The organism is Vulcanisaeta moutnovskia 768-28 (assembly GCF_000190315.1).
Classification (GTDB): domain Archaea; phylum Thermoproteota; class Thermoprotei; order Thermoproteales; family Thermocladiaceae; genus Vulcanisaeta; species Vulcanisaeta moutnovskia.
Genome location: NC_015151.1, coordinates 1,859,442 through 1,879,780, shown reverse-complemented (window position 1 = coordinate 1,879,780; position 20,339 = coordinate 1,859,442). Strand labels below are relative to the sequence as shown.

The 20,339-nt window shown below is 43.6% G+C and carries 26 protein-coding genes and 2 pseudogenes; 12 read left to right on the top strand and 16 right to left on the bottom strand.

Going from position 1 to position 20,339, the window contains the following annotated elements:
• Positions 1-3: 3 nt before the first annotated feature.
• Positions 4-750, bottom strand: coding sequence for an ABC transporter permease (locus tag VMUT_RS09845; RefSeq protein WP_013605269.1), 747 nt, complete (start codon positions 748-750; stop codon positions 4-6).
• Entirely contained in the window at positions 731-1,582 is an 852-nt protein-coding gene (locus VMUT_RS09840; protein ID WP_013605268.1) for an ABC transporter ATP-binding protein, read from the bottom strand. The genes VMUT_RS09845 and VMUT_RS09840 overlap by 20 nt, the downstream gene beginning before the upstream one ends.
• Before the next feature lie 181 nt (positions 1,583-1,763).
• Between VMUT_RS09840 and VMUT_RS09835 the strand changes: the two genes are divergently transcribed.
• Positions 1,764-2,420, top strand: coding sequence for an adenosylcobinamide amidohydrolase (locus VMUT_RS09835; RefSeq protein WP_013605267.1), 657 nt, complete (start codon positions 1,764-1,766; stop codon positions 2,418-2,420).
• On the opposite strand, the gene VMUT_RS09830 is transcribed toward VMUT_RS09835, so the two are convergent.
• On the bottom strand, positions 2,364-3,134 hold the full coding sequence (locus VMUT_RS09830; protein ID WP_048057017.1) for a zinc ribbon domain-containing protein: 771 nt from the start codon (positions 3,132-3,134) through the stop codon (positions 2,364-2,366). The genes VMUT_RS09835 and VMUT_RS09830 overlap by 57 nt on opposite strands.
• A 313-nt stretch (positions 3,135-3,447) precedes the next feature.
• Positions 3,448-4,284, bottom strand: coding sequence for a P-loop NTPase family protein (locus VMUT_RS09825; protein WP_148224735.1), 837 nt, complete (start codon positions 4,282-4,284; stop codon positions 3,448-3,450).
• Positions 4,285-4,622: 338 nt separating this feature from the next.
• Between VMUT_RS09825 and VMUT_RS09820 the strand changes: the two genes are divergently transcribed.
• Both VMUT_RS09820 and VMUT_RS09815 read left to right on the top strand, forming a co-directional pair.
• Positions 4,623-5,324 carry a hypothetical protein gene (locus VMUT_RS09820; RefSeq protein ID WP_013605265.1) on the top strand — a complete coding sequence of 234 codons (702 nt, stop codon included), beginning with the start codon at positions 4,623-4,625 and terminating at the stop codon, positions 5,322-5,324.
• Positions 5,311-5,676, top strand: coding sequence for a hypothetical protein (locus tag VMUT_RS09815; RefSeq protein ID WP_013605264.1), 366 nt, complete (start codon positions 5,311-5,313; stop codon positions 5,674-5,676). The genes VMUT_RS09820 and VMUT_RS09815 overlap by 14 nt, the downstream gene beginning before the upstream one ends.
• Before the next feature lie 13 nt (positions 5,677-5,689).
• Here the strand turns inward: VMUT_RS09815 and VMUT_RS09810 are convergent, their stop codons facing one another.
• A complete protein-coding gene (locus VMUT_RS09810) occupies positions 5,690-6,226 on the bottom strand; it encodes a 2'-5' RNA ligase family protein (protein WP_013605263.1) in 537 nt (178 codons plus the stop codon).
• Positions 6,227-6,577: 351 nt separating this feature from the next.
• Between VMUT_RS09810 and VMUT_RS09805 the strand changes: the two genes are divergently transcribed.
• Positions 6,578-7,501 carry a 2-oxoacid:ferredoxin oxidoreductase subunit beta gene (locus VMUT_RS09805; RefSeq protein WP_013605262.1) on the top strand — a complete coding sequence of 308 codons (924 nt, stop codon included), beginning with the start codon at positions 6,578-6,580 and terminating at the stop codon, positions 7,499-7,501.
• A gap of 1 nt (position 7,502) precedes the next feature.
• On the opposite strand, the gene VMUT_RS09800 is transcribed toward VMUT_RS09805, so the two are convergent.
• Positions 7,503-8,075, bottom strand: coding sequence for a hypothetical protein (locus tag VMUT_RS09800; protein WP_148224734.1), 573 nt, complete (start codon positions 8,073-8,075; stop codon positions 7,503-7,505).
• 83 nt (positions 8,076-8,158) lie between these two features.
• On the bottom strand, positions 8,159-9,016 hold the full coding sequence (locus tag VMUT_RS09795; protein ID WP_013605260.1) for a hypothetical protein: 858 nt from the start codon (positions 9,014-9,016) through the stop codon (positions 8,159-8,161).
• An 85-nt stretch (positions 9,017-9,101) separates the two neighbouring features.
• On the opposite strand from VMUT_RS09795, the gene VMUT_RS09790 reads away from it, so the two are divergent.
• Entirely contained in the window at positions 9,102-9,392 is a 291-nt protein-coding gene (locus VMUT_RS09790) for a hypothetical protein (RefSeq protein ID WP_013605259.1), read from the top strand.
• Positions 9,393-9,463: 71 nt separating this feature from the next.
• Positions 9,464-9,694, top strand: a complete 231-nt coding sequence (locus tag VMUT_RS09785) for an AF_0619 family ribbon-helix-helix protein (protein ID WP_013605258.1) — start codon at positions 9,464-9,466, stop codon at positions 9,692-9,694.
• A 13-nt stretch (positions 9,695-9,707) separates the two neighbouring features.
• On the opposite strand, the gene VMUT_RS09780 is transcribed toward VMUT_RS09785, so the two are convergent.
• Together VMUT_RS09780 and tnpA are read right to left on the bottom strand one after the other, a co-directional pair.
• Positions 9,708-10,979, bottom strand: coding sequence for an RNA-guided endonuclease InsQ/TnpB family protein (locus VMUT_RS09780; protein WP_013605257.1), 1,272 nt, complete (start codon positions 10,977-10,979; stop codon positions 9,708-9,710).
• Between the two features lies 1 nt (position 10,980).
• Positions 10,981-11,385: an IS200/IS605 family transposase gene (gene tnpA, locus VMUT_RS09775; RefSeq protein ID WP_013605256.1), complete on the bottom strand. Its 405-nt coding sequence runs from the start codon at positions 11,383-11,385 to the stop codon at positions 10,981-10,983.
• A 122-nt stretch (positions 11,386-11,507) separates the two neighbouring features.
• Here tnpA and VMUT_RS09770 point away from each other — a divergent pair.
• Positions 11,508-11,900 (top strand): annotated as a pseudogene (locus VMUT_RS09770) (type II toxin-antitoxin system VapC family toxin); the annotation flags it as partial.
• 99 nt (positions 11,901-11,999) lie between these two features.
• Here VMUT_RS09770 and VMUT_RS09765 read toward each other — a convergent pair.
• A complete protein-coding gene (locus VMUT_RS09765) occupies positions 12,000-12,725 on the bottom strand; it encodes an aldo/keto reductase (RefSeq protein ID WP_506737605.1) in 726 nt (241 codons plus the stop codon).
• Positions 12,726-12,779: 54 nt separating this feature from the next.
• A pseudogene (locus VMUT_RS13260) lies at positions 12,780-12,914 on the bottom strand (aromatic amino acid lyase); the annotation flags it as partial.
• Between the two features lie 188 nt (positions 12,915-13,102).
• On the opposite strand from VMUT_RS13260, the gene VMUT_RS09760 reads away from it, so the two are divergent.
• Positions 13,103-13,819: a hypothetical protein gene (locus VMUT_RS09760; protein ID WP_202795171.1), complete on the top strand. Its 717-nt coding sequence runs from the start codon at positions 13,103-13,105 to the stop codon at positions 13,817-13,819.
• 16 nt (positions 13,820-13,835) lie between these two features.
• On the opposite strand, the gene VMUT_RS09755 is transcribed toward VMUT_RS09760, so the two are convergent.
• Positions 13,836-14,522: a hypothetical protein gene (locus tag VMUT_RS09755; RefSeq protein ID WP_202795170.1), complete on the bottom strand. Its 687-nt coding sequence runs from the start codon at positions 14,520-14,522 to the stop codon at positions 13,836-13,838.
• A 116-nt stretch (positions 14,523-14,638) separates the two neighbouring features.
• Between VMUT_RS09755 and VMUT_RS09750 the strand changes: the two genes are divergently transcribed.
• Positions 14,639-16,108 (top strand): hypothetical protein, encoded by a 1,470-nt coding sequence (locus tag VMUT_RS09750; protein ID WP_013605251.1) that lies wholly within the window; start codon positions 14,639-14,641, stop codon positions 16,106-16,108.
• 281 nt (positions 16,109-16,389) lie between these two features.
• Here VMUT_RS09750 and VMUT_RS09745 read toward each other — a convergent pair whose 3' ends face one another.
• The gene (locus VMUT_RS09745) at positions 16,390-16,677 is read right to left on the bottom strand and encodes an aldo/keto reductase (RefSeq protein ID WP_013605250.1); all 288 of its coding nucleotides are present in this window, start codon (positions 16,675-16,677) and stop codon (positions 16,390-16,392) included.
• Positions 16,678-16,804: 127 nt separating this feature from the next.
• On the opposite strand from VMUT_RS09745, the gene VMUT_RS09740 reads away from it, so the two are divergent.
• Both VMUT_RS09740 and VMUT_RS09735 read left to right on the top strand, forming a co-directional pair.
• A complete protein-coding gene (locus VMUT_RS09740) occupies positions 16,805-17,350 on the top strand; it encodes a PaREP1 family protein (RefSeq protein ID WP_237699641.1) in 546 nt (181 codons plus the stop codon).
• A gap of 294 nt (positions 17,351-17,644) precedes the next feature.
• A complete protein-coding gene (locus VMUT_RS09735; protein ID WP_013605248.1) occupies positions 17,645-18,250 on the top strand; it encodes a DUF996 domain-containing protein in 606 nt (201 codons plus the stop codon).
• Here VMUT_RS09735 and VMUT_RS09730 read toward each other — a convergent pair whose 3' ends face one another.
• Positions 18,251-18,718: a DUF3782 domain-containing protein gene (locus tag VMUT_RS09730; protein WP_258167490.1), complete on the bottom strand. Its 468-nt coding sequence runs from the start codon at positions 18,716-18,718 to the stop codon at positions 18,251-18,253.
• Positions 18,719-18,805: 87 nt separating this feature from the next.
• Here VMUT_RS09730 and VMUT_RS12865 point away from each other — a divergent pair, with 87 nt between their 5' ends.
• On the top strand, positions 18,806-18,964 hold the full coding sequence (locus VMUT_RS12865) for a hypothetical protein (protein WP_158304811.1): 159 nt from the start codon (positions 18,806-18,808) through the stop codon (positions 18,962-18,964).
• A 41-nt stretch (positions 18,965-19,005) separates the two neighbouring features.
• On the opposite strand, the gene VMUT_RS09725 is transcribed toward VMUT_RS12865, so the two are convergent.
• Complete coding sequence (locus VMUT_RS09725; protein WP_048057013.1) at positions 19,006-20,121, bottom strand: zinc ribbon domain-containing protein; 1,116 nt, start codon at positions 20,119-20,121, stop codon at positions 19,006-19,008.
• Positions 20,102-20,266, bottom strand: coding sequence for a hypothetical protein (locus tag VMUT_RS12860; protein ID WP_158304805.1), 165 nt, complete (start codon positions 20,264-20,266; stop codon positions 20,102-20,104). The genes VMUT_RS09725 and VMUT_RS12860 overlap by 20 nt, the downstream gene beginning before the upstream one ends.
• Positions 20,267-20,339 lie beyond the last annotated feature (73 nt).

Genomic DNA, 20,339 nt, shown 5'->3' with positions numbered 1-20,339 from the left:
AAATCAGCCATTCACCTCACCCCTAACTATAGCATACCTAGCTATTAAAATTGACGCTAAGGAATAAACAAACATACCTGCCAAACCTCTGGACAAATCACCTAGGTTCAGACCCAGCGAACCATTAATGGCAAGCGCCATGTACGTGGTTGGTAAAGCCAAACTAACATACCTCAGTACCGGAGGCAATATCGTGATTGGGTAGTAAACAGGGGCCAGGAGCAGGAGCGGCCAGGGGATTATTTGGGCTATTTGATTGATAACCCTGTAATTCTTAACGCTTATGCCAAGGGCGTAACCCAGCAAAGCCGATGATAATGATATCAAGACTGCCGTGACTATTGTAACCACAATCTGCACTATGCCATAGGATAAACCCATTATTAATACCGATAGAAATAACAGGGCAACTATTGATGGCGTATTAAGCACTATTAATTGAAGGATGTAGCCAAGGGCTATCTCCCAATGATCAGCCCCATTGGAATAAAGGAGCGTGTATATCGATGATTCCCTTTTGAAGTAAGCCATATCCTGGGACGTGCCTAGGAATGGTATTAGGAAGCTCGTATTAACCACAGTACCCACTACGAAATAATCCATGTACCGCGGATTACCAACAGCCCTAAGCAGTATGAGCCATAGAATGGGAAACATCAATGTAAAGCCCAGCGACACGTAAACCCAATGCCTACTACTAAGCAGTACGTACCTGGTTATGGTAACAACATTACTCAGCCTCATGCCCATCACCAAACACCTCAATGAAAACATCCTCAAGGGAAGGCTCCCTAACCTCAAACCTAACCCTCCTCCTAACCAGGTCATTAATCACGTTAACAGCCTCATCCCAGGAAACCCTAATTGACCCAGCGCCATCATCACTCCTAATCTCAACCCACGGCAGTCTCCTCCTTAACTCACCCGGTGGACCATCCATGAGGATCCTTCTATTCATCAGGTAAACCCTATCACTAAGTTCCTCAGCCTCATGAAGATAATGCGTAGTCAGTATAACCGCCGAACCACCATCCCTGGCACCCCTTATTGCCTCCCAAATCCTCCTCCTATTCTGGGCATCAATGCCGACGGTGGGCTCATCAAGGATTATCAACCTAGGCCTACAGGCAATCGCCGAAGCAACAAGGACAAGCCTCTTCATACCTCCTGATAAGTCATAGATAAGGCTATTCCTGTAATCCCCAAGCCCAACTATATCAATAGCCTCATCAACACACTGCCTAATCATGCCCTTAGACATACCCCTAAGCCTAACAAGCATCTCGATATGCTCCGCAACCCTAAGTAAATGAAACGGCATAGCCTCCTGAGGAACAACACTCATTACACCGCTGCCCCTAGCCTTCCCGGGACTCATACCCATGATAAAAATCTCACCCTTATCCGACCTTAACTCACCATAGACCTGCCTAAGCAATGTGGTCTTACCAGCACCGTTAGGGCCAAGTACCGAAACAACCTCACCATAATTAATATAGATATTAATATCCTCATTAACAACTAAAGAACCAAAGGACTTCCACAAACCCTCAATCCAGACTATGGTATCTCTCGATTTCATTATCAAATAAAATTTATACTGAATAATTTTTAAATTTTACTTAAACACGAAACACCAAAATACGGAACTTAAATACACCCACACTACGGCGAGTAAAACACCATAAACCAACACATGAGCATTAAGCATGAGCACAACTAAGGCTACAACCTTAATTTACCAAGCTCACACCCTAAACAATATGATCATCGACGTAAAATACCTGAGAGAAAACGTAGTAATCACGCTAAATCAAGAGACAATGGCATTGGCCAGTACCGTGGATGGAGGACTTAGGAATGGTATTAAATACGTAATACACCACCAGGTCCCTAAGGACTTCAATAACGACCCAATTAGGGAAGTAATGAGGACGCACAGGAAATTAACGATAAATAGTAACGAGGCAATAACCTTCCTAACAGCCACGGAAATACCGAGAAATCACGTAATAAATGAGGAGATAATCAACGGTGTGGAGACTGAGGTATCAATAACCATGGGACTAACGAACCCTTACAGGATAAATAAGGGCGGTATAGAGACTCGGGGCTTTGGCGAATCAACAATAAACATGGCAATAATCATAGACAGGCCATTAACTATACAAGCAATGATAGATGTAACAATGCTAGCTGCCCAGATAAAGGCACTAACACTCGCTGAGTTAACTGGTAATAGGATGCACGGAACAACCTCCGATGCAATAGCAATACTAACACCAATAAATGGTAACAGGGAACCCTACGCAGGGCCAGCAACAGCGATAGGCAGAGCCGTAGTTTACGCAATACGTGGTACATTAATTAAGGCATATGAAATTTACAGAGCCAGCCCTGAGCCTTCGGGTGACCCCTAGTATACCCTCTCTAACGCATTTCATTAGTATTAAAAATCCTCGTAGCGCCACATTTATAGCACCAATAACATCCCTATCACCCTCAAAGCCACAGTAATTACACACCACCTTATCCCTAACCCTACCTAAGTAAGTACCACATCTCGGGCATATACTACTCGTATACTCAGGCTCAACAAGCACTATGGGTATTGAATCCCTAGTAGGCATGATTACCTCGCCCCTATAACTCATCCAGAACCAAGAAACCTTAACAGCAGGGCATTTACTAACACTCTCACTAAACCTGCTTGTAATTAGATCCCAAATAGCCTTCGCCCTGACTAAGTCATGCTTATATCCACTGAACTGCCTGAGATCCTCAAGAACTAGACCGATTAACGTGTTATGAACCCTCTGTACACTATGCATAGCCCTTACTATGGCACCTAGTGTTTTACTGATGATGTTACTCGTTAACTCGACACCACGGTATTTATCTGTACCTGGATAATTAATACTAACTACATAGGCCCTAGTCATAGCATCATATATACCTAACGGCACTAACGAAACGCCATTCTGCCTAGCATATACAACCGCTAGATCATTAAGCAACCTAGCCCTACTACCAACAAAGGCAACAACAAAACGCCTTACACCAACATCAATGCCCATTGCCGTTACATCCACGGCAGGTACATACCCGTCCTTCCCTTTCCTATCCCTATCCATATCCGTCACCTGGATACCACGGGGCAGGACTACGGACTACTCCGCAGTCACCGCCCCTTATCACTAGCATAGTGGTGGGGCGGGTCCCACCCCATGAATATCCAGGTGACGGATGTCAGCCTTTCTTTTAAATCATTAATCATTTTCCAGGGATTCATCATACTATACAGCTCAGGATATCCGAGAACTAAGCCATCGGCTCAGTCCCTCGGTATCCATCATCCTCTCCTTCCTCCTCCCCCTGAGCGGGGGGATTGAAAAGAGGAAGGGGATTTTTAACGGGTTTGCCTGCCGTGGATGTAATAATGATGGACTATTGCGTTATTTCGTTTAGCAGTTTGTTGCGTAGTTCCTTTATTTCGTGTATTTTTATTTTCAGTTGCTCATTAATACCCATGTAGAGCGCTTCCCCTGGCTTTATCTGGCTTAGTATTTCTTTAAATCTTGATAGTGACTTGGCTGGTCCACTATGGCTTGTTATTATTGTCGGCGTATTTAGGTCTTCAATGTTTAATTTACCAATACTGTGTAACACCATCCATACGTTTGTGAGTCCTCTCGTCATCCTAATTATCCTTAGTAGTGCATCGTCTCTTATGGGCAGTATTGTTACGTCATCTAATATTAGCACGTTATTATTGCCTTGGTGACACATGCTGTTGAGTATTAGGGCTGTTGCTAAGTATACTCCCCTAATGTCTCTGCTCTGGATTATTGTGGTTATTCCCTTGTTTTCATTATTATTGCTTGGTTCAATTATTATATTACGTAGTAGCATTATTCGTTCCAAAAGCCATGCTGCATGTGTATTACGTGGATTCTTAGCCAGGTACCCCAAGTATTTTATATAGCTATTATAGGTTTTATATCTATATGCCGTGGAAGTTAGTATTGTTATTCCAGGTCTCGTACTTAATTCCTCATAGGAATCGAGTATTAAGAATAGATTATCACGTATGCATGCCCAAGGTATTGATGGTTTTATTATAATCCCTACTGCATCACTTGACTTTTGTGTCACATAAGATACGGCCGAACCCACTAACTTATGCCTCATCAGTCCTAATGCAGTTATCATTGTGGTTTTACCAGAACCTGGCGGTCCTATCACTGTTAATGGCCTGTCGCCTAGGTCAAGTAGTATCCTCATTATTTTTCCTTCCACCTTCATTTCCCGAGCCCAGGGCTGGCCTAAATCGCCTACGAGGATTCTCCAGGGCTAAACCCTGAAGATTTTCCTCGCGGTTCATGCGTTGGCATTAATTACTATCAAGCCTACATGCCTAGTCACCATGGTTATTAAACCCCTGGTTCCTTTAAGTAATGATTATCATTGCTTCCTCGATGCACCATATCCAGTGTATCTATTGACAAAAACTTGTAAGCATCATAATTGCACCTTTTTCAGTGCATGCCCTGCACACGGTATTTTTACGTACATGTGCATGATTCAATAAACTTAAAATGCGCTTATTGTGTAATTATATTATGGAGTTAGGGCTCGTTGGATCAGGGGGTAGTCAGTATGTGGAATTCATAATGCCGTACTTAACCGGGTATAAGCCGTTTATTGCGGTTTATGATGCTATGGGTATTAGGGTTGTTGATGGTAGTAATGTTGTTAGGACTCAAGTGATGGGTAGTGATTATGCTATTGTTAAGGGTTATTTCGTTAATTCCAGGCCCTATATAGTGGACATTAGTGTTGGTGGTGACGGAACCAGGTTTCTACCGGCATTATTTAATCAATTAATTAGTAAGGTATCTCCAGGTGGTGGAGGCGGTGATGCCATATTATACATTTTGGAGTTTAAGGTTCCTAATGATGTAGGCATATCAGTAAGGTTTCATAAGGAGATTAGGAAGTGCTTCCTTAAATATGGACATATATGGATTGGCCGTGAGGTCTGCTTTAATGTGAATAGGTGGAAGGAAATCTTTTCTAGGTATAGGGGTGCCTTTATTCGTGTTTATTCGATTCACGTGAGCGTCAATGATGCTCTGCACATCGTCGATGCCATAATTAATTCGATTAAGGGAAGGATTAGTTACCTTAATGAGGATTTGAAGTATGAGTTGAGGGCTTATCGTAGGGCTAGGTTGAGGAATTTGATTGCCGAGTTTAATGAATTATTGAAGAATTGGGAGTCATTTAGAGCTTCATTAGTGAGTGGTAATGCAAGTCGTTAGGGATATTAATAGTTGCGGCTTAGTAATTAGGGAGTACCGCGTTGATAATAAGCAGGGTAGTATTAGTTCCCTATTTGTTGATTTGACTATGGCTGATTATGTTGAGCTTATTATTAGGGATAAATGGAACGATGGCCTCATTCATTATCCTTACAGAGTTATTTACACTCGTGATGGTGACCTAATACTCGTTAGGACCGAGAGCTACAGCGATAACAAATTAAGGAAACATAGGGCAAGTGCTTGTCCATTCAAAAAATGCCGTTACTTGCTTGGTCCGTTATCAAACACTCGATTTGTAATTAGGTTAATTGGTTTCCATAATGCCGACCCCGTGATTAGGATCCCGTAATATCAATTTAAAATTAGCATTGCAGTTTATGCCTTGATATTTCCCTGTAGTTGTTTCCCCTGGCTAGTATTAGGGATACGTTTTCAATTAGTAGTGATTTGTTCAGGAGTTCCTTCTCGATTCCCATTTCGCGGGTTGTCTCAAGTATATTCTGCGGATTTACCTTCTTTGATTTTATGTATGCAATCGTTATGTGTGGCTTGAATTCACCGGAGTACTTATCATTCATTGAAATGCCTGAGTCTCTTAATATACTCACTATGATTGACCTCAACTTACTCAATTGCTTATTATTAATGATCTCCACGGCAAGTACCTTGGGCCTTAGGACACTTGGCAATAATATTAATTGCCCTAGCTTAGCCCTGAAGCACGGCATTGAGCCTATGCTTACCCCGACCCTATCGTCAACCCCCTGACTTGGTCTATCATCACCAATGTATGTAATGGTTATGTGCATGTTCTCCCTCTCCACAGGCATCACGGGTAATGCCCTAATTAGTGACGTTACGTCTAAATCCCTAATGAATACTCCGTAGAAATAGCCCACAAGTTAACCCTCTGGGTATTAATCTAATGTTTTTCGTAGCGTTACTGTTCAGGCATTAATATACGTAAGGGTGATGACCGTATTCAGTCGTCCTTAATTAACGGGGAATTAAAGGAAAATGAGGACTTGGGGTATGAGGGTTGCAATGCGTTTAAAGGGATGCACCAATAGGCGGTGGGTATAGGTAATTGGTAGAGGGCTTGGGTTATTGTAATGATAAAGGAAGATGCGATGTCAAGACTAGGACCAATTAACCTAGATCTTACGCACCTCACAAAAGCTTTATAAGCTGGTTCATTTGACATTTGTACCGTGTCAAATACCGTAAAGATCACGGTCAAGAGGACGCCGATGGACTATGTTGAGAAAAGGAGGAGACCTGATTGGTGTCCTGGCTGTGGTGACTATGGAATACTCCAGGCCCTCTATCAGGCTTTAGCTGATTTGAACCTTGATCCGCATAACGTGTTCCTAGTTTCCGGTATTGGTTGTTCTGCCAAGACTATTCACTATGTTAATGCTAATGGTGCTCATACACTCCATGGTAGGCCTATACCATATGCAACTGGTGTTAAGTTGGCTAATCCAAACCTTGAGGTCATAGTGATTGGTGGTGATGGTGACTTGATGGGTATTGGCGCTGAGCACCTTGTTCATGCTGGTAGGCGTAATGTGGACTTCACGGTTCTTATGTTTGATAATGGTGTCTACGGCCTAACTAAGGGTCAGGCAAGCCCAACGCTTAAGAGAGGCACCAAGACCAAGGCCTTGGCTAGGCCGAATATTTACGATGCTATTAACCCAGTGGTTTTAGCGCTATCAGTTGGCTTCACCTTTGTCGCGAGAGGTTACGCCTACGATGTTAAGCACTTAGCTTTACTGATAAAGGAAGCAATTAGGCATAAGGGTTCGGCATTCATTGATATACTGCAACCATGCCCAACATATAATGACATCAATACCAAGGAGTGGTATGAGGCTAGGATCTATAAGCTTGAGAGTGAGCCTGGTTGGGACCCTGTGGTTAGGAACCCAAGTGAGGAGGAGGTTACGAAGAAGCTCACACAAGCATTCCTAAGAGGCATGGAGTGGGGTGACAGAATACCAATAGGCATCTTCTATCAGAATGAGTATGTGCCGACCTATGAGGAGAGGATCCTGGAGCAAATGCCAAATTACCTAAAGGCGCCACCAGCCCTAAGCCCACTCTACGGTCCAGACAACTCAACAATAGTTAATGTGGAGGAAATTCTCAAGGAAAAGGAGGTTTGGTGACTCAGTACTTCCTCATTAAATCACCTATTAATTTAAACACGGAATCAACATTACCATTGCCTCTCACATTCGTTAGGGCCGTCATTAAAATAACGAGCCTAACCAAGTGCTTTAAATCCTTAATACCACCCCTATAAACCACCTTAACGCCCTCCATCCCCAACTCACTTGTAAGCCAAACCTCTAGGTTAATGCTGTACTTCCTACCAACATCCTTAACAACCCTGTATATGGCGTCCTGGCACTTGGTCACGTTAATGGCCACCAATGTACTTGGCGGTTTATATAGGTCGTTCGTAACCTCAACCCTCTCGCCCACGCAATCCCTAAGGGCCTCCACACTTATTGGTAGGTCAGTCAATGCGAGAACCGAACCATTGCCTAGTAGGTACATTGATATTGACCTGGGAGCCTTGGCGAGAAGCATTGGTGAGTTTGGGGATATTATTACCGTACCCACCGCCTTAATAACCCTGCCCAGGGCGCTATAGGCATAGACATCGTTAATACCCAGTGCATTGCCATACTTATTGTGTAGGTCCAGCATGAGTTCTACGAACTTTGAGGAATCCATGAATAAGATAATGAAACCTAGGTTCTTATTTAGTATTGCGGTTTGGTCTTACGGCCCAGTGATGATTATTAGCCATAAATTACTTATCCTGGGCAAGGCTTTGCCTCAAAGGCATATGCTGGTCCCTGACCACCTGCCCTTGATATTACGTATACGTAACCAGGTAATAACGTATAGTTAAGTACGATCTTCGTATAGCTCGTCCATATCATAACGAGACCATTACTTACGTACCCGTTTATTGATATGGTGATGTTCGTAATTAATAATATTGGTGACTTAATGTAGTAATTTACCGTATAGTGACTAATTTGTGATGGGGCATCGCACATGTACCTTATGTCAATTATGCTGCTATTGCTGAAGCCATTGTTGAGGATTACGGAGTAATAACCAGTTTTATTCATGATTGTTGCGAATATTTGTTGCGACTCATTCTCGTCCGAGATCGTGCCTGGTGGTAATATTGTTATTACTTTAAAGTACGGCGCATTCTCTACCAGGACCGGGCCTAGGTCCTGGGCGACGTATGGTTGAGTGCATGGTTCGTACCAACCACCAATGACTGGGACCATCTTCGTACTGTAGATGGCCCACTTATCCAGCCTGAAGAGACCAACTGCTGAACCATTACTTGCATAGATAGTCATAAACGATGGAGACGAGACTTGGCTTATTAGGATTAGGGAGCCGGAGCTGAATACGTAGGTGGCCGTGTAGGCACCCTGTGCACTTGCATATCCATTGTATGGGGAGTTCAGCAATGCAATCGGCGTCCAAAGTATGCCCTCAGTAACCATGGTTCCTTTCCTACATACATAACCGACGTCGGCAAATACGTAGTTTGCGCCTATGAGCATTGTTACAATAATAATTATTAGGGTTGCCATAATTAATGGCCTATAAATCCGCAATGTTGTACTTACTAATTGCTTTAGCATTTATAATTTTTACATATTTAGTTGTCCTTATAAATATTTTAATCCCAGAGTGAGTTTTATATTTTGTTTTGAAATCTCCTAGCCTGTGGAGGATTCGATTGAGGAATTGTTAATCGGTGTTGAGGATGGTGATGTGGAGTATTTCATGAAGTTAATTATGTTTGTTGAGGATAATTATAGGAAGGTCCTCTACACAATGGGCTATGTCGAGCTTGGTGATTACATCCTCATCAAATCCTGCACATACATACTACTGAGCAATGACGGCATGGCCTACGCACTGCTTGGTGGCGATAAGCCTGAGATCGTTGACTTTGAGACTAATGGTAACATTAATGAGGTGGTTGATGAGGTTTGCAGTTCAGAGGAGGAGTAATTCGGCTAGTACTCGTATTACGAATTTTAATGTTACGAAAGATTTGTATTACGGTATTAAGTATTACGTATGTGGGCTCCACAGTGGTTCTTACCGTTAGGGTTAGAAGGGAATTGAAGGAGAGAGCCAAGCAACTTGGCATAAACATTAGGGAAGTCGTCAAGAGGGCGCTTGAGGAGGCAATCGAGGAAAAGGAGATGGAGATGCTAAAGAAGATGGCTGGCGAACTTAAGGAATTGCTTAGTGGCGTCAGTGCGGAGGAGGTTGTTAGGTTGATAAGGGAGGATAGGGATGCAAGCTGACCTCCTCCCCGCCCTAAAGGGTGAGGGTTCTTGGTGTTGCAAAGGCGAGGAGGTTTGGGGCTACATTCCCCGCCTTTGCGGGGTTCAGCCCCACGCCCGGTCTCGGGCGTGTTGCCCCTATCCCATCTCGGGGACTTGGGGTTATGGTGTCTCCCTTGACCAGAATGTTGTACGCACCAACAACATCAGCATTGAATACTCTGTTTAGAGATGTACATTTGAACAATCCTCTAGCTATTCTCTTTCCGCATTTATTGCCATGAAATGGGCAATATGATGATGTATATGCTTCATTCACAAAAACGACATTAACGCCATATTCCTCTAAAACTTCGGAAACCCTTTTTAACAGATACCCATAACTCCATGTTTGTACAGTATTGAAGTTGCCGTTATTCTGAGAAATCATCTTCGGGTATCCAATATATACGGTAGATACGCCAGCATTGTATAACTCTTCAGCAAGTCTCCTAACAGCAGTATTTATATAATGTTTCACCTGCCTCCTCCACTTCTTGTACATAATTCTAAGTCTACGTGAAGTCCTCAATCCATACCTATTAAGCGTACTCTGATAATTCGCTATCCTAGCTTTCCAGTAATAAGAAATGGCTTTAAGCGGCCTGCCATTAACTAAAAACGCTCTACCATCCCCTATATATACGGCAAATAAATTATTAATACCAATATCTATACCCGCCCTCAAGCTTGCTTTAGGAGCTTCCGGTATCTTCCTCCATACACCTCTAACGGCTTTCTCAGAAATTTCAAATGTTATATGGGCGTACCAAGTCCTGGAGTCTGGATCGTAACGTATCTCCATTCTGCCTTGCTTACCTTTAATGTGAATGAGCCCTTTGTATTGTACTTCAATTCTACCTATAGCTCCCAATCCTTTTAAGATTATTTTGCTTCTCTCTACTTTATACTGGTCATTTCTAAGCACAACCCACAATATCCTAGAGCCATACCTCTTCCTGTAGCCTGGCGGGCTTACACTCCTCATGAACGGCGGTAACCTGCCCTCCTTCCTAGCCTTTAGTAGGTTGAAGAAGGATTTCCAGGCCTCATTGTTCTTATTGAGTATTTGCTGTGCCGTGACTGAACCTATCAGCGCCTTATACTTCCCATAGAACTCCCTGTATGTGTTCTTTAAGTCCACCCTCTTATTCTCAAAGAACTGCCTCCTCCTAGCATAGTTAACCTCATTCCAAAGCCTGGAGGATATGCTACATAGTAGCTTGAGCTTATTCTCCGCCTCCCTATCTGGCTCTAGCTTAACCACGCTACACCTTTTCATCCTTAGACCACTGCTCCTCAACATACCTCTCCACAATATCAGCCGTCACATTGCCCACAGTGGCGACAAAGTAGCTCCTAGACCACAGCCTTCCAACTCTAGCCCTCAACTGCGGAAACCTCTGCAATATTCTTCTGGCACTCTTACCCTTGAGATAATTCGCTATGTATGAGGGGGCTAGGCGTGGCGGGCATAGAAGGAGGACGTGAACATGATCAGGCATGACCTCCAACGCCAACACCTCACACCCAATACCCTCAGCAACCTCCCTCAAAACCCCTCTAGCGTATTCAGCAACATCACCCACAAGAACACCCCTCCTACACTTAGGAACCCACACAAAATGATAAGCACACCAATACTTCACATACCTAGTACTCCTAAGCCCCATCCACGTCTGAGAATCACCCACTACACCCAGCCCCAGAACACTCTAAAGAGTACAGATTTTAAAAACTATCCCCCGCCCCTAGAAGGGGCGAGGCTTTCGGTTGTAAGTACTTATTCGATGCATCAGCCCTGTTTTTACTAATTCAACAAGGCGATGTTATTATTGAGAGGACGGTAATCAGGAACATCCATATCCTGCATTTAACAATATACGAAGTGGGCAATGTACTATGGAAGGAGGCATACATATTCAAGCGTGTTAAGGATCCCCATAGAATCGCTGAACTAGTTCAGGAAATGATTAAGCGTATTAACATACTCGCCGATCCACCACTCGTCGAGGTATTAAGACTATCCCTGAGTAGGGGGTTGACGATTTACGATGCAAGCTACGTATATGCCGCAGAGAGCATGGGAATGACTCTAGTGACTGAGGATAAGCAAATACTAAGCTCAACGAGGAAAGCCATTAACTTTAAGGGATTTATCGATGCCATAACACGCAATGATACGTAACCTTAGCTAGAAATGGATATAAATGCGGTCGTGATGTTTACACTGTGTGAAGATGACCGCCATGACTGAGCAAAATGATGAGGAACTTGGGTTCTGGATCTACTTTACTGCTATTGGTTCCGTAAATTCCGCATATAGTTTTTCCAAGGTCTTTATAACGTCGCTATTTAGGTAATTGCCGTCGGCCGCGTTAACGTACTTCACTAACTCGTCAATGCTCGTTGCCGTCACCATTACTGTGCTTATTGGGTAGGTAAGCACGTACTTAATGGCTAGGGTCTCCAGGTCCATACCCAGGGACTTGGCTATGGGCCTTATCCTCGTGTTCGTGAATCCCACAGCCCTGGCAAGCCAATCCCTATCCCTAAGGCTCCTATGGTCTCTCGATCCAAAGTTCACCTCCTGCCTATCCGTTAGCACATTTGATGCGTGTGGAACCCTCGTTATTAATCCTACGGCATTCTCCATGCCACGCCTTATTAGTGTCCTACCGGGTTCCTGCTCGAGGATGTTGAACACAAACATTATCGCCTCATAACCCTCATCGATCGCCGCCAATCCCTCGCTAAGCACGTTGGTCTCAGGGCCGAGTGCCACGCCCAAGTGCTCGATATATCCCTCATCCACCAATTTAAGTAATGCCCTGTGTAACTCCCTATCTCTGATCACGCTGATTGGCGGGTTATGAAGCTGAAGTAGTGTTATCCTCCTGCCCAACCTCCTGAATGACTCCCTAACCGCATTGACTATGTAGTTAACGCTGAAGTTTTGAACATGCCTACCATTGACCAATTTACCCACCTCATAACCGACCTTCGTGAACACATTCACATCATAACCAAGTAGCTCGCTGAGTACTCTGGCGACCTCATTAAGTATATCCAGTGAATACTTGGCCACGTCCTCAGGGCTCACGGGGACATTATATAAATCACCAAGGCCTGTATTAACACCGTAGATCTTAACACCACTATGTATTATTTCCTCTAGCGACCGCCGTGACCGTGACACGGCATCTAAAGCCTCCCTTACTTATAACCATTAATCAAAGCACAAAACAGGAATAAACAAGCGTGAGTAGGAGCGTTAATGCTTCCTGGAGGTGATTATGCATCCTTGCATGTGTGGGTTAGGCGGTGCTTTGCTCGTGGTGTGTGGGTTGTGTGGTAATGCTTTTAAGGTTGGTTTGTTGGTTTGGTTTTATGCCTGGTAGGGCCTTAATTGCTGGCATTATTGTTGCTGTGGTTGCTGTAGCCTTAATCGCCATGTTTATCATTCCCCACTACGCAGGGCCACCCATACGTTACTTAACCATTAACGCGCCTTACGTGTTTATGAAACCTATAGGTAATGGACAATATGATGTTGGGTATTATAATTCTCAAGGACAATGGGTTGATTTAGGAATATATAATGTAAGTAGTAATGCATTGCAGAATGCTGTTAATGTAATTAATTCATTTAATCAACAAAATATGGGAACAACACTGCCTCAACCTTATGGAACACAATTCCAACCACTAGATTATGTAGTAGTTGTTGGTAATTCAACAGGAATAGTACAAATACCTGTACAGGGAAACACAATACTGTTGAACAAGGTGAATCCGGGAGACTGGACAGTACTAGTTACTGATCCAAACGATGTAAACAAACTAATGTACGCACTAGACACTGGATACAAAGAAGCTGCAGGAGTAATGTCATTATCACAAGTATATACAAGTAAATATCCAGGATCGATTATATACGAAACAGGAATGCTATATCATTACAATAATGAATTTGCAGGAGGAGTAGTAATAGTAATGAATAATAATACACTAATACCTTGGGGATATATGTGGCATATTTCTAGTCAAGGTTTCGGAGGATTCTTGCCATTTGTAATCCAAGCATCGGCAAATAGATATAGCTAACTTTATTTATTATTTTTTATGGAATAGTTATTTCATAAGGTACTCCGAATGTTCCTATAACCCAGTCTAAATACATATATCCAGGTGATCCACCAGATCCCGCAGAAATAAATACATAGGGCTGTCCTTGATAGTAAGTTACATTTTCTATTAATGGATTACCTATTGAATATTGGTTCTCATATTGCTCGGCATATCCCAAAGTTCCATTTATGAATAAAGAATATGGAAAATTGCTACTTGGATAAGTTATTGGGCTTTTTGAAAATTCATTTAATGCTGTTCTTAGTTCTGCTGCAAATGCTGTTTTGTATGCATTTTGGTAGCTTTGTGCGATGTATGTATAGGGTGATTCTGGTAGTATTGCGTATGCTTTGTATTTTGAATCATATTGCTCTGGTAATTGATTATTGTAAATGTTTCCATTCACTAAGAAGTATACATCTAAATTATTTGAATTATCTAAAGAAAACCACCAATATGTATAAAATATACCATAATATGAATATTGTTTATTCTTCTGTTGATCTACAGGTGCAAATGGTATATAATTTGTATTTTTTGCATAATTAGTGTCTTCTCCAAAGAAATAATATAATGTACTTCCAGACCATCCAGAGCCTGCATAGTGGTATTGCGAGGAATGCTGAATAGAGGCGCATTGGGGGTGGTTAGGGCTATGATTAACCCATAGACCCAACATCACACCCCATGCCTTAACCAAAGCCGGTGGGTGAGCCAAAACTTTCACTGAACTCTATTTAATTCTTTCTAATAAAATGGGAAGATTTTTAAAGAATCCATGCGTTTGTTCGCCTAATGTCCTTTGCTCAGGTTAATGCCGAGAAGCTAAGGATTTGCTGGGGTATTAAACGCGGCAGGAGGCTCGTGTGCGGTGAGCCAGTGGCTGATGGAGCCATAATTGAGGAGGTCAAGAGGCTAATCGAGGAGTTGAGGAGGAGAGTTGAGAAGCACAAGGATAGGCTCGAGTCTGCCGCATTCATAGATGAGCTAATCAACTTGTTGGAGAGGTGGCTCGAGGAGCACGAGAATGATAGAGGTAGGAAGATCAAGGAAGCCAAGAGGATCGCTAGGAAGATGGTTAAGCTCCTCAAGAAGTTGAGGAGGAGGTGGGTCGAAACTTATTGGAGACAGCTCCTCGAGCTAATGGAGATGCTCGAGAGGAACGCCATAGACATAATAGTGACCGGCAGTAACAACGGCGAAAAATCGCTGATGGTGCACCTATACAACAAGGACGTGACCATTGAGGTGAACAAGGTTGCAAAGAGTGAGAGCGTCACAATACGCCTAACGCTGAAGGGGCTTGGGGGAGACAACGTCAAGGTAGCCAACACCTTCAGCGATGAGAAGTTACTAAAGGCCGTCCAATACGGCTGGGAGATGACTGACGGAACAATTAAAGATAATCACCCAACAATGGGCACAACACAGCCTTGGCAAGCTATTTTATGGACACTCTGTTACCCTAATAAGATCCACATATATATAAGCGGTATAAACATGGATGAAGATGGCGCCTCAATCATGTGGGATTTAACTGCCAAGGATCATAGGGCGAGGTCGAAGAAGGAGGTTGCGAAGGAGGTCGAGAGACTCGGTACCGAGAGACTTAAGGCATTCATGGCTCCGGCTGTTTGGGGTGATGGCGATGTCGACGTCAAGAAGTCCATTAGGCTTATAATGGGCCTGGCCAAGTACGATTTGTGGCTTGGAATTATCGAGAGACTGGTTAATGAGCTTGGCTTCACGATGTACCCAGTGGAGTACAGGGTCGAGGTTGCGGTTTGGACTAACAGGGCTGTTAGGTTGGCTAGGGATTGGTTAGCGATACCAGACCTCAAGGAGTTGATTGAGTTGGGTGCGAGCCTGCCGGGCGGCGAGAAGTTTAAACGAATAATTGAGCTGGCGTCAAAGGATATTAAGGAGAGAGGCAAGAACTCTTCGATCAACATCCCCGGAACGGATATAAGCATGAGCATTCACATAGACAGCCATTATAAGGTCGAACTTAGGGCTTGGAGGAGGTATGAAAACGAGACTTTGAGTTTAGTCGAGGAACTCGAGAAAGCCGGCTACGAACCATCAATATATGCCGATAGGGGAGGTCATGTGGTCTCGATAATGCACGCGAAGATAAGAGATAGCCCACTTAAGCCAATAGTCTGCAAGAAGCTGAGCGATTTACTAAACAAGGCGAGGAATGAGAAGAGGAGGAAGAAGATATCCAAGGCAATGCGGAACCTAAAGTGCTTTGATAACGCCTAGCCCCACCCAAACCCACGGGCCAACAAAACCCTCCTTTTTCCTTTTCTTCATTAAATATCTCGATTAAGTTGTCCCACAACTCAAGCTTTAAATAACCCATGATGAGCCTAATCCTCTTCTCCTTAATATTCACGTCGCCATCGCCAAGTATTACATACAGCGAAAACAGTGGAAACTCCTCATCACTGAGCTTGCCGGCTTTCTCGGCGACTTCGGCCTTACCCTCGAATACGCCCTTGTGATCAATAGTCCTTAATTGCCAAGTAACGCCCACATTACCATTATTGAGACTCAAGCCATGTATGTACATGTGGTTCTTCCCATGCCAAGCCAGTGACCAGGCAAAGACCAGCCAAGCCCACTAGGCCGTCAAGCATCTTCTCACTAAGGCCGTCACCGTACATGTCGGCTGTATCAAAGACGTTTACGCCCAGGTCAAGGGCAGTCTTAATGAGCCTTACTGAGTATTCGCGGTCAAGATCTCCATACATGGACGTACCAATGACCCAAGCACCAAAGCCGATCTCCGAAACCTTGACGCCAGTCTTACCCAAGACCCTATAATGCATCAATAAGAACCTTTGAAGTACCTGGTTATAAGTGCGGAGCTTAATAATCAGACACTTTAACTAGTGGCTGCCGATTTATCAATGATTATGTTAAGGTTTATTTAGCACATATACGGGGTTTAAATCAATGCCCAATACTATGGAGTTACCAAAGCCATGGTTCGACCTAAACGGCTATAGGAAGACAAGACTGCTCGAGGCGAAGTACGAGGCTGAAATAGCAATCAACATGCTTAGGGAAGGCCTTTATAGAAATGCGGCCGGTAAGACCTTTCAAGCATGGAAGTCCTTCCTTGCGGCCGTGTCTATTGACGCGATTAATGAGTTAAGTAAGGTGTATAGGCGTAAGGTTAAGATTAGGGGATTGAGGGAGAGAATTGATGAGGCCTTATACGTGATTGCCTTCATGCCTACCACGAGGATGTTCGAGGTCTCAAAGGTACTTAGTGCATTAAGTCCCATGATGCCATACCTAACCTTAGCGTCTCTCGAGCTACATAGGTATCAATATAATGGACCAGATAAGGAGGGAGCGTTCAGCGTATTTAGAAGTGATGAGGACGCCAAGGAATTCATTTGCAGATTTCTAAGTGATATGGCAGTCGTGTACCGAGAGTTAGCCAAGGAGGAATTTATAGACTTAACATATTGTAAGGAAGCTAAGGGCACTTAAATCACTACTACTGAGTACGGCCTATATATCCCGTGGAAATCACGGTTCAGGCTCTCGATTAGTTAATCAATAAATAAATTATTTACTTATCCATGCAGTTATACATATAGTATTTACATCGAAAGCTAGTGCGCGCGCTGGTGCCCACTCACCCAGGGCGCTATTTCAATTACACATAGATAGAACTGCGCGCAATCTTAATTGAACCTGTTATTTTGGTATTTTAATGTATTTCTAGTATTCTACGACATAATTGCAGTGCTTAAATAATGGATTGTTATATTACCGTTTAATATGGACTTAAATAGTGCCAGAATTACGGCTGGGGTTGGTGCAATACTTGCGGGTGTTGGTCTCCTTGGCTATGGCGTATTGGGTGTCGTTGGTATGGTCATATTCTTGGTAGGGATTGTTGAGGTTGCGAATAATCTTCGTGATAATGTGTTGAGGAATTATGTGATTACCTGGTTCGTACTAGCCATTACAGCGTTCGTAGTGTTTATCGTTGGCATTTTCCTGCTCTTCTTTATTCATAACCCCGCCTTTTCTATGCTTGTTATGATTATAGTCCATGCCATTGGTATGCCTGGCGTTTATTATGGGCATAATGGAGTATATGGATTTGTGTATACTCCATTTACGGAGCTTCTACAGTTCATGGAGCTCATCATGGTCGTGGGCATCTTTGCGTCTATACCGTTAATAATTTCGTCAATATTCATGTACCGCATTACCAAGAGAACCTATGTATATACGGGCAGTAATTACGTTAGAATTGGTGGTTTACTCTACGTAATAGGTGCCATACTAGCCCCAATAATCGTTGGGCTAGTGCTACTACTCATTGCCTGGGTAATGATTGGCACTGCATTATTAACCACCGAACTTAAGCACTTATGATTATTGCCCTTGTCCTGTCATGCCCTCTGGCGTTATTATCTTTATACCCATCCTCTCGGCCATTACCTTGACGTAGTCCGGGTTCTTATCGCTTATGAATGGTGTTATCGCCAGTACCTTATCGATGGGTCTTCCCGTGACCTTGGTGTAGAGTTCGGCTTTGCAGTGTATGGCGATTATGTCAGTCCTCCTTATTGTCGATGTGATCTTCACGATCATGGTAATGCCGTCCTTAACAACTATGTCCAGCTCAATCTCGCTTGGGTATCCATAGACGTAGCCATAAGCATCATAGTACAACCACCTCTCCATCGTGTAGCCCGTATCCCTGAGGATCTCCCTAACACCATCCCTAAAGGCATCCTCGGTGACCACGCTCCAACGAGCGCCCAATGCGTCTAACTTGATTGATAGGAGCTTGATCTCTCTATCGACATATTTCCTTAATTCCTCAACATCCCTCCTCAGGTCTTCGACGTCCCTGCCAACTATATATTCAGCACCACTTAATTTAAATATGGCTTAACCCAAACCGCAGATTGAGCAACTGCGCTGATGCTTTACCAACGCATGAAGTCAGTCACATCAGCATCAATAACAGCTGGAGGACTATCAATAGGGATAGGTGCACTACTCGGAGTATCAACCCTAGTAGCATTCGGCATAATCCTAATAGCCCTAGCCGCAGGCTGCAGATACATAAAAGGTGCATGATTTTGCTAAATTCTCTATTAGGCGTTTTGTTGACGGTAAGCCTATAGGTTTGCTAAAATGAGTGCCCATTTTATTGGTATTTCGTCTCTGTTGGCTTTGAGTCCGCATTTTGGGCATTGCATCAGCCTATTTGGCAGTTGCACCAATTCGTTACCGCAGACTGGGCATATTGTGCTTGGTAGTCTCTTGAACTCGTAGGGAATACCGTACCACTCTAGTTGATTTGTTAAAAGCTTCACGAAACGTCTCAAATACAGCATGTAGACCTTAGCCAACCCATTGGGCAACCCCTCCTCCATTAATCCACGCCTGGACTCCTCAAGAACATCATCAATAATAACCCCAGCCCTGTACTTCAAAGCCTTCTGAGCCAGTTTATGGGCCAGCTTTTGAGCATAATCCTTTAGATAGGCGTATAGCCTACGCCTAGTGGCCTTGATTTCGCGCCAAAGCCTCCTGCCATACTGCGATTTATGAAGACCAAGCCTCTTCAAGGCCCCATACTTTTGCCCAAGCTTAGTAACATGTTTATAGAGCATCTCAATGCAACCTAGGTTCGGCCTCTCCCTACCCATTGAGCCTACTTTGCCATTAACCAACGCCCAAACTATACCATTCCTCCAGGAATTCACATCAATAACCAATCTACGGTCACTTAGTTGGATTGATTCAACATCACGCTCGAAAGTTATGGCTATGTACAGATTCTCGCCATCGACCCAGGCCCTGGCTAGTTTAGGCTTGCCACCCTCGCTAAGTCTATCACGAATATACTTAGCTTCACTTTCCGTGAGGCTGATGGTGATGGCCCTACCCTTAATAACCCACCTGAGCCTCACTATGTTCATAGTTAAATCAATGAAGACGCCTTGACCCATATCACGCTCGTTAGCGAGCCTCACGCCGACATTAAATATTGCGTGAATTCTAACCAACCACCTCTTTGCATTTTGAGCCCTTAACTCATTCTTAAAGTAGTTGAATTTGTCAACAAACCTTGAGTCTAAATCCACGGGATAGACCTCAAACCCCCTAGCCCACAAATTACCTAAAGCATCAACACGGTTAAGCACCTTAACTAAGGCATCCTGCTCCTCGGCGCTGAAGAGTCTCAGTGGTCTCTTAATCAAAAGGGTTCTATGAACTAACCTCCTCATCTGGAACCACCACGATCACAATGACCCTCTTCCCAACCAGCTCCTTCAACACTGGCTTATTCCCAATCCATATCTTCAAGTACTCGTAGCCGTGCTTCCTCTGGTCAACCATCACAGTACCAAAGACCGTATACACCCTCGCCATTAGGAGGGTTTAGCCAAACTATTATTTAAACCTTTTGCTAACAAAAAGCTTATAAATTAGCAAAAAACACCCC

What these genes read in the sequence shown, in the direction of transcription:
- VMUT_RS09820 (WP_013605265.1), top strand. Translation starts at nt 4,623, where the DNA reads ATGGAGTTAGGGCTCGTTGGATCAGGGGGTAGTCAGTATGTGGAATTC.
- VMUT_RS09735 (WP_013605248.1), top strand. Translation starts at nt 17,645, where the DNA reads ATGGACTTAAATAGTGCCAGAATTACGGCTGGGGTTGGTGCAATACTT.
- VMUT_RS09835 (WP_013605267.1), top strand. Translation starts at nt 1,764, where the DNA reads ATGATCATCGACGTAAAATACCTGAGAGAAAACGTAGTAATCACGCTA.
- tnpA (WP_013605256.1), bottom strand. Translation starts at nt 11,385, where the DNA reads ATGGGGCTTAGGAGTACTAGGTATGTGAAGTATTGGTGTGCTTATCAT.
- VMUT_RS09840 (WP_013605268.1), bottom strand. Translation starts at nt 1,582, where the DNA reads ATGAAATCGAGAGATACCATAGTCTGGATTGAGGGTTTGTGGAAGTCC.
- VMUT_RS09760 (WP_202795171.1), top strand. Translation starts at nt 13,103, where the DNA reads ATGCCTGGTAGGGCCTTAATTGCTGGCATTATTGTTGCTGTGGTTGCT.
- VMUT_RS09825 (WP_148224735.1), bottom strand. Translation starts at nt 4,284, where the DNA reads ATGAGGATACTACTTGACCTAGGCGACAGGCCATTAACAGTGATAGGA.
- VMUT_RS09740 (WP_237699641.1), top strand. Translation starts at nt 16,805, where the DNA reads ATGCCCAATACTATGGAGTTACCAAAGCCATGGTTCGACCTAAACGGC.
- VMUT_RS09725 (WP_048057013.1), bottom strand. Translation starts at nt 20,121, where the DNA reads ATGAGGAGGTTAGTTCATAGAACCCTTTTGATTAAGAGACCACTGAGA.
- VMUT_RS09795 (WP_013605260.1), bottom strand. Translation starts at nt 9,016, where the DNA reads ATGCTAAAGCAATTAGTAAGTACAACATTGCGGATTTATAGGCCATTA.
- VMUT_RS09755 (WP_202795170.1), bottom strand. Translation starts at nt 14,522, where the DNA reads ATGTTGGGTCTATGGGTTAATCATAGCCCTAACCACCCCCAATGCGCC.
- VMUT_RS09830 (WP_048057017.1), bottom strand. Translation starts at nt 3,134, where the DNA reads ATGGATAGGGATAGGAAAGGGAAGGACGGGTATGTACCTGCCGTGGAT.
- VMUT_RS12860 (WP_158304805.1), bottom strand. Translation starts at nt 20,266, where the DNA reads ATGGCGAGGGTGTATACGGTCTTTGGTACTGTGATGGTTGACCAGAGG.
- VMUT_RS09845 (WP_013605269.1), bottom strand. Translation starts at nt 750, where the DNA reads ATGGGCATGAGGCTGAGTAATGTTGTTACCATAACCAGGTACGTACTG.
- VMUT_RS09745 (WP_013605250.1), bottom strand. Translation starts at nt 16,677, where the DNA reads ATGCATTATAGGGTCTTGGGTAAGACTGGCGTCAAGGTTTCGGAGATC.
- VMUT_RS09805 (WP_013605262.1), top strand. Translation starts at nt 6,578, where the DNA reads ATGGACTATGTTGAGAAAAGGAGGAGACCTGATTGGTGTCCTGGCTGT.
- VMUT_RS09750 (WP_013605251.1), top strand. Translation starts at nt 14,639, where the DNA reads ATGTCCTTTGCTCAGGTTAATGCCGAGAAGCTAAGGATTTGCTGGGGT.
- VMUT_RS09815 (WP_013605264.1), top strand. Translation starts at nt 5,311, where the DNA reads ATGCAAGTCGTTAGGGATATTAATAGTTGCGGCTTAGTAATTAGGGAG.
- VMUT_RS12865 (WP_158304811.1), top strand. Translation starts at nt 18,806, where the DNA reads ATGCTTTACCAACGCATGAAGTCAGTCACATCAGCATCAATAACAGCT.
- VMUT_RS09800 (WP_148224734.1), bottom strand. Translation starts at nt 8,075, where the DNA reads ATGGATTCCTCAAAGTTCGTAGAACTCATGCTGGACCTACACAATAAG.